The organism is Fictibacillus enclensis (genome assembly GCF_001457035.1).
GTDB classification, from domain to species: Bacteria; Bacillota; Bacilli; order Bacillales; family Fictibacillaceae; genus Fictibacillus_C; species Fictibacillus_C enclensis.
Window position 1 is genome coordinate 301,958 of record NZ_KQ758617.1, and the last position, 14,832, is coordinate 316,789.

A 14,832-nucleotide genomic window follows, 5' to 3' on the forward strand; every position below is an offset into this window, starting at 1 on the left:
AAGCTTCTGTTATTTTGCAAAAAAAAAACACACCCGAATGGGTGTGTTAATTGGCGGCTAGGACTTTATAGCCAATTTCCTCTAACTCCTGAATATCCTCTTTGCTGGTTACGCAAACGGAATCATCATTAACTCTGCAAACAACTGCTTCATTTTCGTGACAATTCTGTAAGGCGCCTACCACCGATTCGTATTCTTTTCCTTGTATCTCTTTTTGTCCAACTGACCAGGAACGCTGCCGGCAAACGTGATTGACTAACGAAACCATGACGGGACCACCTCCGTATTGGTTTATATAAGGGTAATACCACAATTTTAGCATTTTACTCTTGTACAGGCAAAAAGAAATTTAATTGTAACAATTTATCTTTTTATGGCGAAAATTCAGTTATTATGCAACTGAGCATAACGCAGAGATGAGAAGACAAAAGCAGACTAGGAAAAGGTTTAAGAGGGTATGAAAAGGTAATAGCTAGAGTAGAAGGGAGTTTTGAAAAATGATAGTAGCAGTTGCAGGAGCAAATGGAACAACCGGCAGGCTGATTCTGCAGGAGTTGGCCAGAGCAGGACATGAAGCAAAGGCGATCATACGAAAAAAAGAACAGGCCTCAGAACTCGAAAAGCTGGGAGCAGAAACCAGGCTGGCCGATCTGGAAGGGGATCTTTCAGATGCGATCAGAGGGTGTGATGCGATCATATTTGCGGCAGGCTCAGGTTCCAAAACAGGTCCAGATAAAACTATGGCGGTTGACCGGGACGGGGCCATCAAGCTGATGGAAGAAGCGGAAAAGCAGCAGGTGAAGCGGTTTATCATGCTAAGCAGTATGGGTGCCGGAAGTCCTGAAAAAGGCCCGGAAGAACTCCAGCATTATTTGAGGATGAAGGGTGAAGCAGACGACCGGCTGGAATCCAGCAGGCTTCACTATACCATCGTGAGGCCTGGCGCCCTGACCAATGACGAAGGAAATGGGAAAATAAAAATTGGTGAGCAGCTGGGCCAGGGAAGCATCTCCCGGGCAGATGTGGCGAAAGTCATGGTTCAGTCGCTGGACCTGGAGAATGCCAATCATAAGATTTTTGAAATCCTTGAAGGAGACCAGCCAGTAGCCGATGCCCTTAAATCCCTATAAATAAAGAATGGAAAAGGCATGCTCTGCAGGGCATGCTTTTTTCATTTGAGACCTTCTGCACTGCATTTTGAAGGTGTTTTCTGTTAGTGTAGGGAAAGAAGGTTTTTGAAAGGAGAATAAAAGAAATGAACCAAGAACTTTACAGACAATTCGAAATGACAAGAGGATTTTTCGTAAGAAGCATCAGCAAGATTTCACCTGAACTGGTTGATATTCAGCCACAAGGGTATAACAACACGATACACTGGCACATCGGGCACGTGTTAACCGTTACCGAACAGTTTTTATTTGGTAAAGCTTTTGCTTTGCCCGGGAAATATGTCGAATGGTTTGGCAAAGGCTCAAAGCCGTCTGACTGGCAAGGAGATGTTCCGTCCCTCGAGGAATTGACTCCCGAGCTTGAGAAACAGCTTCTCCGCATCAAGGAAATTCCGGAAGAAGCCCTTGAGCAAAAGCTGGAAAAGCCGTTCCTTGGGTTGGAAACGTTCCGGGAATTGGCCGCTATGTCTCTTTTCCATGAGTCCAACCATTTGGGCCAGCTGCATTCCATGAAACTATTGCTCGAACGCACACAGAACTAAAATAACCCGGAGAACCTGTTCATGTTCTCCGGGTTATTTATATACACGCAAAAGGCAGAAAGTTACAGAGGTTTTAAGTTTTATGTAAAGTCATCCACCACAAAACGTTAAGTCAGGAGTGAATGACTGAATGTAAAAAATCGATATCATCTTTAATTTTTTCTTTTAATAGATGATCTCTGCAACGTATATATTCGCCAGTGAGCGTAGCGATTTCTTTCATAAACAAAACAACCTCTGTATGTTTTAGCATGCATTCTCCCTGCCTTTATTTGTAATGTATAGTTCTTCTACTCTGTCCCTTCCTCTTTTTTCGTCAAATTAAACCATGTTCTGCGACATTTTTATGATTTAAGAGAAAAAGGTGTACATCAGCCTGTGACAAAAGGCGGATTGCGTGAAAGTTGAATAGAAGCTATGATAACATGGAAAATAAAATATATTTTCTGCTAGGGGAGCCCGTAGCCGGGCTGAGAGAGGGGAGAACGATCCCTTTGACCCTTTGAACCTGATCTGGGTTATACCAGCGTAGGAAAGTAGGAGTCGAAGATAACGGTGTATTTGTATGTATGTTTCTTTGTCTATCCTGTCGGGTTCTATTCATTAGAACCCGGCTTTTTTATTTTACCCGTTGCTTCGCCATTCCCCGCTGCGTGTAGCTCCGACTTTTAACAAGAGGAGGAAGTGGCATGACAGTACAGAACGAAAAAAAGGTTTCATTGAAATCGCAATTCCCTAACAGTGAGAAGATCTATCAGGAGGGAACTCGTGCCGATATCAAGGTGCCCATGAGAAAGGTCAATCTGAGTACCACCCGCGTTTCTGGAGGGAAAGAGGAGAATCCGCCGGTGCTTCTTTATGACACAAGCGGACCCTATACCGATCCGCTTTATACATCGGATGTTGAAAAAGGACTTCCTGTTTTAAGGAAACCATGGATTCAGGAAAGAAATGATACAGAAAATTATGAAGGACGTAATGTGAAGCCCGAAGACAATGGATATAACGAAAAGAATGAACGGAATGCCTATGCTTTCCCTGTTGCTGTAAAACAACCACTGCGTGCACGAAAAAATAAAAATGTAACCCAGATGCATTACGCAAAAAAAGGCATCATCACGCCGGAAATGGAATTCATCGCCATCAGGGAAGGATTGGAGTCAGAATTTGTCCGCAATGAGGTGGCTTTCGGAAGAGCGATTATTCCGGCAAACATCAACCATCCTGAGTTAGAGCCCATGATTATCGGCCGGAATTTCCACGTGAAGATCAACGCAAATATAGGCAATTCAGCAGTAACTTCCTCCATCGAAGAAGAAGTTGAGAAAATGACCTGGGCGACTTACTGGGGAGCGGATACCATTATGGATTTGTCCACTGGAAAGGACATCCATACGACCAGAGAATGGATTATAAGAAATTCACCGGTACCTGTTGGCACAGTCCCGATTTATCAAGCGCTTGAGAAAGTGAATGGCATAGCTGAAGATTTATCCTGGGAGGTGTACAAAGATACGTTAATTGAACAGGCGGAACAAGGGGTGGACTACTTTACTATTCATGCAGGGGTTTTGCTCCGATATGTTCCATTAACCATCAACCGGGTGACGGGCATCGTTTCGCGTGGCGGCTCCATCCTGGCCCAGTGGTGCCTGGCTCACCATGAGGAAAACTTCTTGTACAGTCATTTTGAGGAAATTTGTGAGATCTGCAAACGCTATGACATCTCCATCTCCCTTGGTGACGGTTTGCGTCCAGGATCGATTGCCGATGCGAACGATGAAGCACAGTTTGCCGAGCTTGAAACGCTGGGTGAGCTGACGAAAGTCGCCTGGAAGCATGACGTCCAGGTCATGATTGAGGGACCAGGACATGTGCCGATGCATCAGATCAAGGAAAACGTGGATAAACAAATGGAGATCTGCCATGAAGCGCCTTTCTATACACTCGGGCCGCTAACAACGGATATTGCCCCGGGCTATGATCACATCACTTCGGGCATTGGAGCCGCAATGATCGGCTGGTTCGGAACTGCGATGCTTTGCTATGTGACACCAAAGGAACATTTGGGATTACCCAATAAAGATGATGTACGCGAGGGGGTAATCACCTATAAGATTGCAGCCCATGCAGCCGATTTGGCCAAGGGCCACCCGGGAGCCATGGAACGGGACAACGCACTGTCCAAAGCCCGTTTTGAATTCAGATGGGAGGATCAGTTCAATCTGTCACTTGACCCGGACCGGGCAAGAGAATACCATGATGAAACCCTGCCTGCACAAGGAGCGAAAACCGCTCATTTCTGTTCAATGTGCGGACCGAAGTTCTGCTCTATGCGAATTTCTCACGATCTGCGGAACATGCCTGAACTAAAACAAGAAGCCGAGAAGGAAATGAAGAAAAAAGCAAAAGAGTTTCAGGAACAGGGCTCCAATCTGTATTTATGAAAAACTGTGAGGAGCTTGCCGAACAGGTGAGGCTTTTAGAAAAACAGCTGAAGGAAATACAGTCCCATTGTTCTCACGTTTTCTTTGAAACCTCTGAATCGGACAAACGGACCTGTGTAAAGTGCAGCTTTACTGAAAGAATTTTTTACCGATTTCCTGAAAAGCATTCCTGAACTAGCAGGTGGATGCATATTTCTGGTAAAGGGCACTAAACTAGATATAGTGTGTTTATACAAAGCACTAGATCAAGAATGCAGGTGAAAACGGAGGAATCGGTATGAATAATTGGCTGCAGCAAGCAATAAGCTGGACAGAACAAAGACTGGGACAAGCTTCCGAGGGATTCAGGGAAATTTTCTACAAGGTGAAGCAGGAATCCTCAATGAGTGTGAATGACTTGGCTACATTTATCATGCTCCATCCGGAAACCGTAAAAAAAAGGCGGGAATTGCTAGGGCTCACCTTTGCCACCTATACTTTGAAAATGGGAGAGACGGATTTGATTTTGGAGGCAAAAGAGAATTCGTTGCCCAAAGTACTGGAATGCCTGGTGATCAACAAGAATAAAGTCATTTCCCATTATCGTTCCTATGACAAAAAGAACAAAACAATAATGGCTGTGCCGGATGACATTAAAAACTATCATAGTCACTGAAGAACCGTCTGCCAAAAGGCAGACGGTTCTTCTTATTCAGGACATAGAAAGATTTTTGAGAATATTTTAAAAAGTACTTGTAAGAAAAGAGGAATCATATTAAGATTAAATCGATTTCACTTTTTGCCCTCCTATTTTTTAATCATCAAGAAGACTGATTACCTCAACAATGTAAGCGATTCCAAATAAATGAACCGAACACCTTATTTTTTTACACTGTTTCGAAACGTTTCTATCATAGAAAATTTTGGAACAGGGGGGGATTGGAGGAAAAGATATGATCGAAATCAAAGAAAAACAAATATGGATTGATGGATCTCCTCAGACCATTATGTGCGGTGAAATTCACTATTACAGACTCAGATGGTGAAGTGGTTAAATATGAGCTCGATAAAATACAGACCAATGATACGGGGGGGCCAGGACAGCTCTCACGTCATCGACGCCTTTGCCCGAAGTGTTGTTAACAATGAAGAACTGCCGGCGAACGGAGAGGAAGGCATGAAGTCGCTGAATGTAGTTCTTGCAGCACTGGAATCGAGCGAAACAAAGGTCATTGTAAATACAAAAGAAATGACAGCATTGCTGCAATAAGGAGGGGTCAATATGCAAAGAAAAGCCTTACAGCTTTATACGATCAAAGAACTGTGTGAGAAAGACTTTATCGGAACGCTGAAAAACGTGGCGCAGTGGGGATATGAAGGTGCCCAGTTTGCCGGATTTTATGATACACCAGCGGGTCAGCTGAAAAACACGCTGTCTGAACTGGGATTAAAGCCTGCAGGAAGTCATACCGGTCTGGACCAATTAAAAGAAGATTCCCTTAAGCGGCAAATCGAATACAGCCATGAAATTGGGAATGAGCTTATCATTCTGGCTTATTTGACAGAAGAGAACAGACGGAACCTGGATGATTATAAACGGGTGGCCGATACACTGAACAAAGCTGGCGACCTTTTAAAATCCGAAGGCTTGAAGCTCGGCTACCACAACCATGATTTTGAGTTTGAAAAGCAGGAAGCGCTTACCGGTTATGAGATTCTCTTATCAGAGACCGATCCGTCACTTTTGTCTTTTGAACTGGATGTGTATTGGGCGGCCTACAAAGGCTATGACGTTGTTCAGTTTATGGAAACTCTTCGTGACCGTCTCGTTACTCTCCATGTAAAAGACATGGCAGTAAAGGGATCAGAGCGCACAAGCACGATTTTCGGTACTGGCGAACTGGATCTTGCGTCCATTGTAGCGAAAGGCAAAGAAATGGATGTTTCCTGGTTCGTTGTCGAGCAGGAGCATTTTGAAACCGATCTGGAGACAGCGGCAAAGGAAAATGTCAGAGTCCTTCAAGAACTTTTAAAGCAGAATGTGTGAACAGATGAGGAAGACGAAAATCGGAGTCATTGGGACAGGGAGCATCAGTGATCTATCTGTCCTCGCCCCAGAAATTTTCAAACTATGAAATTGCAGGGGTGGCAGATTTAAATGTAGAACGTGCACAGGAACAGGCTGTAAAGCACCAGTTTCCGTTTGCTGGCAGTGTATCAGAGCTGCTAAAAAAAGAAGATATCGAACTTATTGTGAATTTGACCATTCCGGCTGCGCATAAAGAGGTCAGTAAAAAGTCCCTGCAGGAAGGAAAACACGTGGATTCCGAAAAGCCACTGGCAAGTGATGGAGGAAGCCCGGCGGTCAGGACTTCATGTCACACAGCGCCGGATACGTTTTTAGGAGCCGGCCTGCAATAAATCCAGGAAAGGGCAGTTGCGTAACCGAACCCGGTCATGCTTGTCATTCTGCCGCTTCTGGTGCTGTATTTTGTAGGACAGCGATGGTTTGTGGAAGTAACGGATAAAACGGGAATATCAGGAGAATAAGCAAAATGCCTGCCAGCTTGTGCCTGGCAGGCATTTTTTTATAGGGGTTTTTCGGTGAAACCGGTCAGTTCCAATCCTTTTTTGGCAAATTTATTTTTCATGAACCATTTCCAGACCAGTCCCGTCCGGTGATTTTCGATCATGAGCAGGGAATGCCTTTATCAATTCCGATGACATCACGGCCATACCAGGGAGGAGAAACATCCAGATTGTAAGCATCTCTGAAGCCGTATTCTCCCCAAACCTCAGGAACATGGTTATAGTAATGCTGCATTGCATCAAGGCTTTCTTTTGGCGTAAAAGGAATGGAACCGATAGCGCCTGCAGGAGGAACGGTCCCATCAGGATGATGCTGGTCATTGGCTCCTGACCGTCCGGAAGGTGGCGCTCCGTAATCCCCTCTGTAGCCGGAAGGGCCATCGCATGCCGTCAGGCCCCACGAGTTGGGACCAAAGGTCTTGAAGGTTTCCGATTCATCCATGCAGTACTGACGGTGGGCAATCGAGGCTTTAACCGAGTTCTCCCACCAGTCCAGGCCGTCCCGGTCCGTCTTGTTCTGTAAATCAAACCAGGCATGGGAAAATTGATAGGTAAACAGAGAGCCTGTCCAAGTGTAAATGAACAGAGGAACATCGCCATAAGAAAGTTTCTAAATTTTATAAAAAGTGCAGAATAAGTGGGTATATATGTAATAAATCCAAAGGAGGAGATACATATGGGAACCGTTTATAACCAGGAAGAAGGCAAAGTGGCTGTTGTCACAGGAGGAGGATCGGGAATTGGAAAGGCCTCATGCATTGCATTTGCGAAAGAGGGGATGAAGGTCTGCGTCCTGGACGTCAAAAAAGAGCGTGCGGAAGAAACCGCAAAGGAAATCAGGGAGGCCGGCGGGGTAGCCATTGCTGCAGAAATGGATGTTACAAACGAAGATCAGGTGAAGGCAGGCATTGAAAAAGCGGTAAAAGAATGGGGCAGGCTGGATGTTCTGTATGCCAATGCCGGAATCAATGGAACTCTTTCCTCCATTGAGAAATTTAATCTGGAAGACTGGAACACGACCATTTCCACCAATTTAACGGGAACCTTTTTAACGGTTAAGCATGCGGTTCCTCATTTAAAAAAAGAAGGTGGAAGCATTGTCATTACGGCATCCATCAATGGAAACCGAAGTTTTTCAGGATTTGGGATGTCGGCATACAGCTCTACCAAAGCAGCACAAGTGGCTTTTATGAAAATGGCGGCGCTGGAACTTGCCCGATATAAAATCCGGGTCAATGCCATCTGTCCGGGAGCTATCTCCACGAACATTGGGCAAAATACCCATCCAACAGATGATGTAAAAGAAATCAGCATTCCTGTCGAATACCCGGAGGGAAATCAACCGCTTGAACATAAGGCTGGTGAGCCTGAACAAGTAGCGGATCTCGCCCTGTTTCTGGCGTCCGAACGGTCCAGCCATATTTCAGGAACAGAAGTTTATATTGACGGAGCAGAAACCCTGCTGTAGACAAGAATTTTTTCTATGGAAGAAAGAGCCCCTGAGGCTCTTTCTTTTTTGCTGAATGATGTGGAAAAAAGAGGAATTAAGATGATTTTGAAGAATTAGATGGAGTAAAAAAACTTTGTAATAGGGAGACGATCAAAGCGAAGGTTTGTTTTTCACCTGGGGGTCATTTAGGAGGTTCTGAATTATCCGATTGGGAAGTGTACCGCTCACGTTCTTTAATGAGCGGCCAGGGATATACTGAAGAGAAACTTAAGGAAATTTTTAATGGCTTTACCATAATAGAAATCAGAAAAATGAAGGCAGTGGAAGAAGACGAGAGATTATTTGGTCTCAGACAGCTTTGTTCAGAAAAGCATAATATCTAGCATTCTTACATATTAAAAGACAGGAGAGATTTTGTAATGACATATTCAATTGTAGGCTTTGATCCTATTGAAAAAGAATGGGGAATTGCGGTGCAGTCCAAATTTTTGGGGGTGGGTGCGGTAGTTCCCTGGGCAAAGGCAGGAGTAGGGGCTGTTGCCACACAGTCCTATGCCAATACCTCATACGGGCCGCAGGCACTGAACGAGATGGAGCAAGGAAAGTCAGCAGAGACAACGCTGAAGATGTTGATCGAAAAGGACGAGCAACGGGAAATGCGCCAGGTCGGCCTGATCGATGCCAACGGAAATGGTGCTACCTTTACAGGGAAAGAATGTTACGACTGGGCGGGAGGAATAACGGGTCCTTATTTTGCCGCACAGGGCAATATCCTGGTTAGTTCAGCAACAGTGGAAGCCATGGGGAAGACTTTCTCTGAGGCGGAGGGAACACTTGCTGAACGGTTGCTTGCAGCCTTGCAGGCAGGACAAGAAGCGGGCGGGGACAGCAGAGGCCAGCAGTCCGCCGCTTTGCTGGTTGTGAAAGACCGGGGCGGCTATGGCGGATATAATGACCGCTATATTGATTTGCGAGTGGAAGATCACCAAGAACCCATTAAAGAACTGAAACGAATCTATAAGCTGCACCAATTATACTTTGCTCCTTCCAAGCCGGAAAATATTATAGAGATTAGTGAAGAAGTGAAGCAGGAAATCAGCAGGGAGCTGCTCAGGTTAAACTATCTGAAAGGCGCATCGGCTGACGACAGCAAGGTGTATAAAGCACTCACCGCCTATATCCACACAGAAAACTTTGAAGACAGGGAACAGGAGAAAGGAAAGATTGATACGGAAGTTTTGACGTCTATGAAATTAGATAAAAAGATTAAAAAGTAGTACAATCTTACCAATTAACGTTATTTTGCAAAAATTTTTAAAAAACAGGTTTAAAATTCAGATTGTTTTTTGTATGATAAGACGATAAACATATAAGTCATTTTTTGGGGGAAAGATGATGCATTCATGGAAACGGAGATTACAGAACCATAGAGGCATGGAGTTTGCTTTGTTTTACCTTGTACTGCTGTTTGGAGTAGGAGCGTATCAAACCATTAAAGTATTTATGAATATCGATTTGTATTCCGAGCAAGTGCTTTTCGGTTTGTCGTCCCATTCCTTTATTGCAGCTCTTCTTTTTTTCTGGGCGGTTGTCAGCATTTTTTGGATCACAGCTCTGCGTGTTCTTGATTGGGCACACCGCACTTCACTGACAACGACCAAAAATGCGCTTTTCGGTTCCGCTGTTTTATTTTTAGGTGTTCCAATTGGCATTTCCATTCAAATCTACAGCGCGATGGCCTTTAGTCCGCTTTTAAGCTCGATTACTGAGGCGCTGCTCATTACGACCATTATCTCTTTTGCGATTGGTATTTCAGGAAAGTACAGTAAAACAGCATAATCAATAAAAAACCGGTTGACACCGGTTTTTTTTGTTTTTATAAAGGAAGGTGCAAACCTGGTGAGCTGATTGGCAGGAGGAAACTAGATGATGGAACTCAGGAAAGTCGATCGTGATAATTGGGAAGAAGCATTACGATTGAAGGTGATGAAAGAGCAGGAAAAACTGGTACCGTCAGTCGCAGTCTCTCTGGCTAAAGTGTATATCAAACCCGACGGTGATGACGTTGAATATCTGCCTTTCTCCATTTATGTTAATGACAGGATGGTCGGCTTCATTATGCATGCGTATGTGCAAAAGACAGAAAACATGTATTGGATTAATGGTTTTCTTATTGATGAACAGCAGCAGGGAAAGGGATATGGAAAGCAAGCGTTGAATGCAATGATTTCCTGGATTGAAAGGAAATTTCCACATTCTATGGAAACACGGTTAACCGTAAACAGGGAAAATAAACATGCCAAAGCTCTTTACGAGAAGTTGGATTATGTGCCGACAGGAGAAGAGTATGATGGAGAAATCGTTTACAGACGAAAACGGGTATAAGCTTTTGAAATCAGTTTCGCAGGAAGCTGATTTTTTATTGAGCATTCAATTGATATGCGATATATTGGTTTTATGAAAAACATTCAACGAATTAAACGACAATCATTGCGGGATGAAGTGTATCAACATTTAAAGGAAGCGATTCTCTCACTGGAGCTGGCACCAGAAGAAAGGCTCAATGATAAGGATTTAGCCGAACAATTTGGAATCAGCCGGACACCGGTAAGAGAGGCGCTCAAACGACTGGAAGATGAGGGCCTGGTGGAAGCGATGCCAGGTTCTGCGACACGGGTAGCCCCGCTTCATAAAGAGGAGGCAAAACATGCCTTTACCGTAGTCGCAGCTTTGCATGCACTTGCAGCCAGGTTGGCCGTTCCTGTTTTCCATAACGAGGATGTTCAAAAACTGAAGGAATACAACCAAAGTCTGAAAAAAGCAATGGAAGAACAAAACGTAAGTGCTGCAATTGCAGCGGATGAACGTTTTCATGAAGTGTTTTTGGAGACCGCCGGCAATCCGGAGCTTAGAAAAGCCCTCGAGTCCAGTACGGTAAAAATCAGGCGGCTGGAGATGGCACAATTCGGTTCATTAAAGGGAATTCAATCTGTGAAGCAGCATGAGCAAATCATCTCTGCCTGCATAGAAAAAGATAGGGAGAAGACGGCACAGTTAACGGAAAAGAACTGGCTCAGTCTTGGAGAACTGCTCATACAAGAATAAAACAGAGGTGTTGTCATGCGTCCGGTATTGATTGGTATAGGTTCAGCGTTCTTTTTTGCCTTTACATTTATACTCAATTCATTAATGGAAGTTTCGGGAGGAAGCTGGATTTGGAGTGCTTCACTCCGGTATTTGTTCATGGTGCCGTTTCTTCTTATTATTGTGGGCATTAGAGGGAATTTACGGTCTCTTGTACAGGTGATGAAGGAAGACCCAAAAGCTTGGGGAATTTGGAGTATGGTTGGGTTTGGCCTTTTTTACGCACCCATTTGCTTTGCCGCGGCTTACGAGCCGGGATGGCTCATTGCCGGGACCTGGCAGATTACCATCATCTCCGGATCACTCTTAGTGCCTTTTTTTAAGGAACAGGTTCAAACACCAAATGGGATGGAAGCGGTACGGGGGAAGATCCCATTTAAAGGCCTTTCGATGTCGCTCATTATCCTGCTCGGTATTGTTTTATTGCAGCTGGAGCAGGCGAGAACATTGTCGTTTAACGATGTTCTGCTTGGTGTCCTTCCTGTGATTCTGGCTTCATTTGCTTACCCGCTTGGAAACCGGAAAATGATGGAGGTCTGCAGGGGAAGGCTCGATGCATATCAGAGGGTGCTCGGTATGACACTGGCAAGCTTGCCATTATGGATCATTCTCTCTGTAATAGGGATAGCAACTGTAGGGCCGCCTGCCAAAGCACAAATCTTACAAACAGGAATTGTGGCTCTCTCTTCAGGTGTCGTCGCAACGGTGCTGTTTTTTTATGCAACTGACCTGGTACGGGGAAGCATGCAGCAGCTTGCAGCGGTGGAAGCGACTCAGTCGGCAGAGGTTTTGTTTGCGGCAGCTGGCGAGATTTGGCTGCTGTCACTGCCGCTGCCAACTGCTTTAAGCTGGCTTGGCATGTTTTTGGTTATGCTTGGCATGGTGCTTCACAGCTATTTCTCCCGTTCTTCTGTAAAGGAGACGCTAAGAAAGGCAAGTGCATCGTGATAAAAGGAAGTTCTTTCCTTGCCTACTTTCTGGATAAATGGGGTAATATTCTGATAAAAAGGAAGGGATGACAAAATCATGGCTTGGTTGGAGAATCATCTTCTGCTTGTTATTCTGGCTGTCGTCGCCATACTTGTATTTATATTCTTGCTGAAGCTTGCTGTACGTGCTGCTATTGTTTTTGGCATTATTGCACTCATCGCCATTGTTGTATTTGGAGTCAGCCCGGGAAAAATTGCAGATATTGGTAAAGAAGGCGCAAATTCCGCCTCGAAAGCTTATGAAAAAACGATTGAACCTGTGATTAACAAAGAGCTGGGAAATGCCAAACATGTGGAAAAGAAGGACGGAAGCTTTGTCATCGAGAGCAAAAGCGTAAAGATTACTGGCAGGGATGGGGATGACAAGGCCAGAGTGAAATACAACGGGAAGACATACAATGTGGATATGAACGTGATCAAACCGATCAGAAATCGTATAGAAACAACCAAGCAATAATAGGTTATAGCGTTCAGGCCCGGAACAAAGTTTGTTCCGGGCCTTTCCATGTCGCGGAATCATTCATATTTCTGGAGGGAGTGGCAATAATTTATAAGAAGGAAGAAACAAAGAGGTGTTGTTATGAAACGAAAATGGGTGCTTATGCTCAGTCTGGCTTACACCGTTTTTATGGCGGTTTTGTTTTTTTACTATTTCTCAAAAGGAACAACGCACAGCTATCAGGTCGCGATTGGAGGAGTATTATGCGGCGCCATTCCGCTTGTGCTGGCGAAGTTCACGAGACTCGCGTTTAACCTTTCGATTACACTTTCCTATCTTGTGTTTCTTTTTGGCTCCCAATATTTAGGATCCATTCTTCATTTTTATGGATTGGGATGGTGGGATACCTTTCTTCATTTGCTGAGCGGGGCGCTGCTGGCATTTGTGGCCATCGCTCTTTATGAACGACTGGTCCACAGGGAAGGAAAAACAGAAATCTCCCCCTGGCTTCTGTTTTGGTTTGTGTTTTCTTTTGCTGTGTTAGGCGGGGTAGTGTGGGAAATGTATGAATTCAGCATGGATCAGCTGTTTCACATGACACTGCAGGGCGGAGGCAACAGCGATACAATGGTGGATTTAATCGCGGATACGACAGGTGGTTTAGTGATTGCCGTCATTTCTCTCATCAAAACGAAATCGAAAATAGGAAAACCAACGCTAAAAAAAGCGCCGCTGCCGCCAGAATCAATGGCATAAGAAAGGCCCGAATCGCTAATGATTCGGGCGCTTTTTATTTTACCTGCCAATACTGGAGCAAAGGGCCGTCTGTTCCGAATAAAGGGTCTGTTTCAGGAAGCGGAACCGCACCAATCTCCTCAAGAACACGTGGACGTTCCCCGTCAACACCCCGCATCAGGTTATAGTCCATCCCCTCTGGATAGGCACCGGCCACTTGAAAATCGGAGCTGGAATCGACATTCATATGTCCGGTTCCCGCAGGGAGAACAAGTACATCTCCGGTATGAATCTGAAGTTCCTCACCTGATTTACCACCAATTTTAACTGTGGCAAAACCCGAAACCACACCCAGGGCTTCATGAGTATTGCTGTGATAGTGGTGAAAGTCGTATACTCCTCCCTGCCAGCTGTTCAGCCAGTTGTTGGAAAGGAAAATTTCTTCTGCCTGCTGAGGTTTTTCGGATAAAACACCTTCATAAAACAAAACGGGCAGACGTGGGTTGTTGGGAATAAAGCCATCGTCCTCAAGAAAATACGTTTTAACTTCATATGTTTTCATGGTGAATCCTCCTCATTAGGGTTTTAAAAAGAATTCCCGCTATTGATCAGAATTAACCATGCTAATCGGCTAATTTATTTATTTCTTTGTACTTTACGTAATTAACTATAATAATTATAATAACTTATATAAAGTAATTAAAATTAAAAATTGTTGGAGGGAATACACCATCATGGCAAAGGACTTTTTGAAATCTGTTGAAGATCGACGCACGTATTATGGAATCAGTAAAGAAACAGTGGCTTCCGATGAAAGAATTCAGGAGATTATGGAGCATGCAGTAAAGCATACGCCTTCTTCATTTAACTCTCAAAGTGCACGTGTTGTTGTGCTATTGGGTGAAAATCATGACAAGCTATGGAACATTACGAAAGAAACACTGCGCAAAATGGTGCCTGCAGACAAATTTGCTCCAACCGAGGATAAAATGAATGCTTTTGGCAGCGGATATGGTACGGTATTGTTCTTCGAAGACCAAAAAGTGATTGAAGGACTTCAGGAATCATTTGCAGCCTATGCGGACAACTTCCCAATCTGGTCTCATCATTCTTCAGGGATGCTTCAATTGGTTATCTGGACTGCTCTTGAAAACGAAGGCCTTGGGGCTTCACTTCAGAACTACAATCCACTTATCGATGAAGAGGTTAAACGGGAATGGAATGTGCCTGAAAGCTGGAACCTTATTGCACAAATGCCGTTTGGCAAACCTGCTGCAGTACCAGGAGAAAAAGAATTCCAACCGCTTGAAGACCGCGTGAAAATCTATAAATAATTAAAAAGAGACCCT

At 44.4% G+C, this 14,832-nt stretch carries 20 protein-coding genes and 1 riboswitch; of the genes, 17 read left to right on the forward strand and 3 right to left on the reverse strand.

Annotated features, from left to right (window positions below; translation table 11 throughout):
• Positions 1–46: 46 nt before the first annotated feature.
• Positions 47–268, reverse strand: coding sequence for a hypothetical protein (locus tag AS030_RS01620; RefSeq protein ID WP_061967645.1), 222 nt, complete (start codon positions 266–268; stop codon positions 47–49).
• 229 nt (positions 269–497) lie between these two features.
• Here AS030_RS01620 and AS030_RS01625 point away from each other — a divergent pair, with 229 nt between their 5' ends.
• The 8 genes from AS030_RS01625 (at position 498) to AS030_RS01655 (ending at position 6,558) form a co-directional block, all read left to right on the forward strand.
• Positions 498–1,130, forward strand: a complete 633-nt coding sequence (locus tag AS030_RS01625; protein ID WP_061967647.1) for an SDR family oxidoreductase — start codon at positions 498–500, stop codon at positions 1,128–1,130.
• 125 nt (positions 1,131–1,255) lie between these two features.
• On the forward strand, positions 1,256–1,711 hold the full coding sequence (locus tag AS030_RS01630; protein WP_061967649.1) for a DinB family protein: 456 nt from the start codon (positions 1,256–1,258) through the stop codon (positions 1,709–1,711).
• A 441-nt stretch (positions 1,712–2,152) separates the two neighbouring features.
• Positions 2,153–2,263: riboswitch (TPP riboswitch) on the forward strand.
• 137 nt (positions 2,264–2,400) lie between these two features.
• On the forward strand, positions 2,401–4,158 hold the full coding sequence (thiC, locus tag AS030_RS01635) for a phosphomethylpyrimidine synthase ThiC (RefSeq protein WP_061967651.1): 1,758 nt from the start codon (positions 2,401–2,403) through the stop codon (positions 4,156–4,158).
• Positions 4,159–4,435: 277 nt separating this feature from the next.
• A complete protein-coding gene (locus tag AS030_RS01640) occupies positions 4,436–4,813 on the forward strand; it encodes a hypothetical protein (protein WP_061967653.1) in 378 nt (125 codons plus the stop codon).
• A gap of 277 nt (positions 4,814–5,090) precedes the next feature.
• Positions 5,091–5,183 carry a beta-galactosidase gene (locus AS030_RS24180; protein ID WP_218061144.1) on the forward strand — a complete coding sequence of 31 codons (93 nt, stop codon included), beginning with the start codon at positions 5,091–5,093 and terminating at the stop codon, positions 5,181–5,183.
• Positions 5,184–5,194: 11 nt separating this feature from the next.
• Positions 5,195–5,407, forward strand: coding sequence for a hypothetical protein (locus tag AS030_RS01645; RefSeq protein WP_061967655.1), 213 nt, complete (start codon positions 5,195–5,197; stop codon positions 5,405–5,407).
• Positions 5,408–5,419: 12 nt separating this feature from the next.
• The gene (locus AS030_RS01650; protein WP_061967658.1) at positions 5,420–6,184 is read left to right on the forward strand and encodes a sugar phosphate isomerase/epimerase family protein; all 765 of its coding nucleotides are present in this window, start codon (positions 5,420–5,422) and stop codon (positions 6,182–6,184) included.
• Positions 6,185–6,231: 47 nt separating this feature from the next.
• Positions 6,232–6,558, forward strand: a complete 327-nt coding sequence (locus AS030_RS01655) for a Gfo/Idh/MocA family protein (RefSeq protein ID WP_162264535.1) — start codon at positions 6,232–6,234, stop codon at positions 6,556–6,558.
• A 268-nt stretch (positions 6,559–6,826) separates the two neighbouring features.
• On the opposite strand, the gene AS030_RS01660 is transcribed toward AS030_RS01655, so the two are convergent.
• Positions 6,827–7,312 (reverse strand): glucoamylase family protein, encoded by a 486-nt coding sequence (locus AS030_RS01660; protein ID WP_082635669.1) that lies wholly within the window; start codon positions 7,310–7,312, stop codon positions 6,827–6,829.
• Between the two features lie 90 nt (positions 7,313–7,402).
• On the opposite strand from AS030_RS01660, the gene AS030_RS01665 reads away from it, so the two are divergent.
• From AS030_RS01665 to AS030_RS01700, 8 genes are all read left to right on the forward strand, one after another.
• On the forward strand, positions 7,403–8,194 hold the full coding sequence (locus AS030_RS01665; protein ID WP_061967664.1) for an SDR family oxidoreductase: 792 nt from the start codon (positions 7,403–7,405) through the stop codon (positions 8,192–8,194).
• 401 nt (positions 8,195–8,595) lie between these two features.
• The gene (locus AS030_RS01670; RefSeq protein ID WP_061967666.1) at positions 8,596–9,453 is read left to right on the forward strand and encodes a DUF1028 domain-containing protein; all 858 of its coding nucleotides are present in this window, start codon (positions 8,596–8,598) and stop codon (positions 9,451–9,453) included.
• Between the two features lie 115 nt (positions 9,454–9,568).
• Positions 9,569–10,015: a hypothetical protein gene (locus AS030_RS01675; protein WP_141687006.1), complete on the forward strand. Its 447-nt coding sequence runs from the start codon at positions 9,569–9,571 to the stop codon at positions 10,013–10,015.
• An 87-nt stretch (positions 10,016–10,102) separates the two neighbouring features.
• A complete protein-coding gene (locus AS030_RS01680; RefSeq protein ID WP_061967671.1) occupies positions 10,103–10,561 on the forward strand; it encodes a GNAT family N-acetyltransferase in 459 nt (152 codons plus the stop codon).
• Positions 10,562–10,615: 54 nt separating this feature from the next.
• Entirely contained in the window at positions 10,616–11,281 is a 666-nt protein-coding gene (locus tag AS030_RS01685) for a GntR family transcriptional regulator (RefSeq protein ID WP_420889629.1), read from the forward strand.
• A gap of 15 nt (positions 11,282–11,296) precedes the next feature.
• Positions 11,297–12,268: a DMT family transporter gene (locus AS030_RS01690; RefSeq protein ID WP_061967673.1), complete on the forward strand. Its 972-nt coding sequence runs from the start codon at positions 11,297–11,299 to the stop codon at positions 12,266–12,268.
• 78 nt (positions 12,269–12,346) lie between these two features.
• Complete coding sequence (locus AS030_RS01695) at positions 12,347–12,766, forward strand: hypothetical protein (RefSeq protein ID WP_061967675.1); 420 nt, start codon at positions 12,347–12,349, stop codon at positions 12,764–12,766.
• A 123-nt stretch (positions 12,767–12,889) separates the two neighbouring features.
• Entirely contained in the window at positions 12,890–13,504 is a 615-nt protein-coding gene (locus AS030_RS01700) for a DUF2238 domain-containing protein (RefSeq protein ID WP_061967677.1), read from the forward strand.
• 34 nt (positions 13,505–13,538) lie between these two features.
• Here the strand turns inward: AS030_RS01700 and AS030_RS01705 are convergent, their stop codons facing one another.
• Positions 13,539–14,045 carry a cupin domain-containing protein gene (locus AS030_RS01705; protein WP_061967679.1) on the reverse strand — a complete coding sequence of 169 codons (507 nt, stop codon included), beginning with the start codon at positions 14,043–14,045 and terminating at the stop codon, positions 13,539–13,541.
• 172 nt (positions 14,046–14,217) lie between these two features.
• Between AS030_RS01705 and AS030_RS01710 the strand changes: the two genes are divergently transcribed.
• Positions 14,218–14,817 carry a nitroreductase family protein gene (locus AS030_RS01710; RefSeq protein WP_061967681.1) on the forward strand — a complete coding sequence of 200 codons (600 nt, stop codon included), beginning with the start codon at positions 14,218–14,220 and terminating at the stop codon, positions 14,815–14,817.
• The last annotated feature ends 15 nt before the right edge of the window (positions 14,818–14,832 follow it).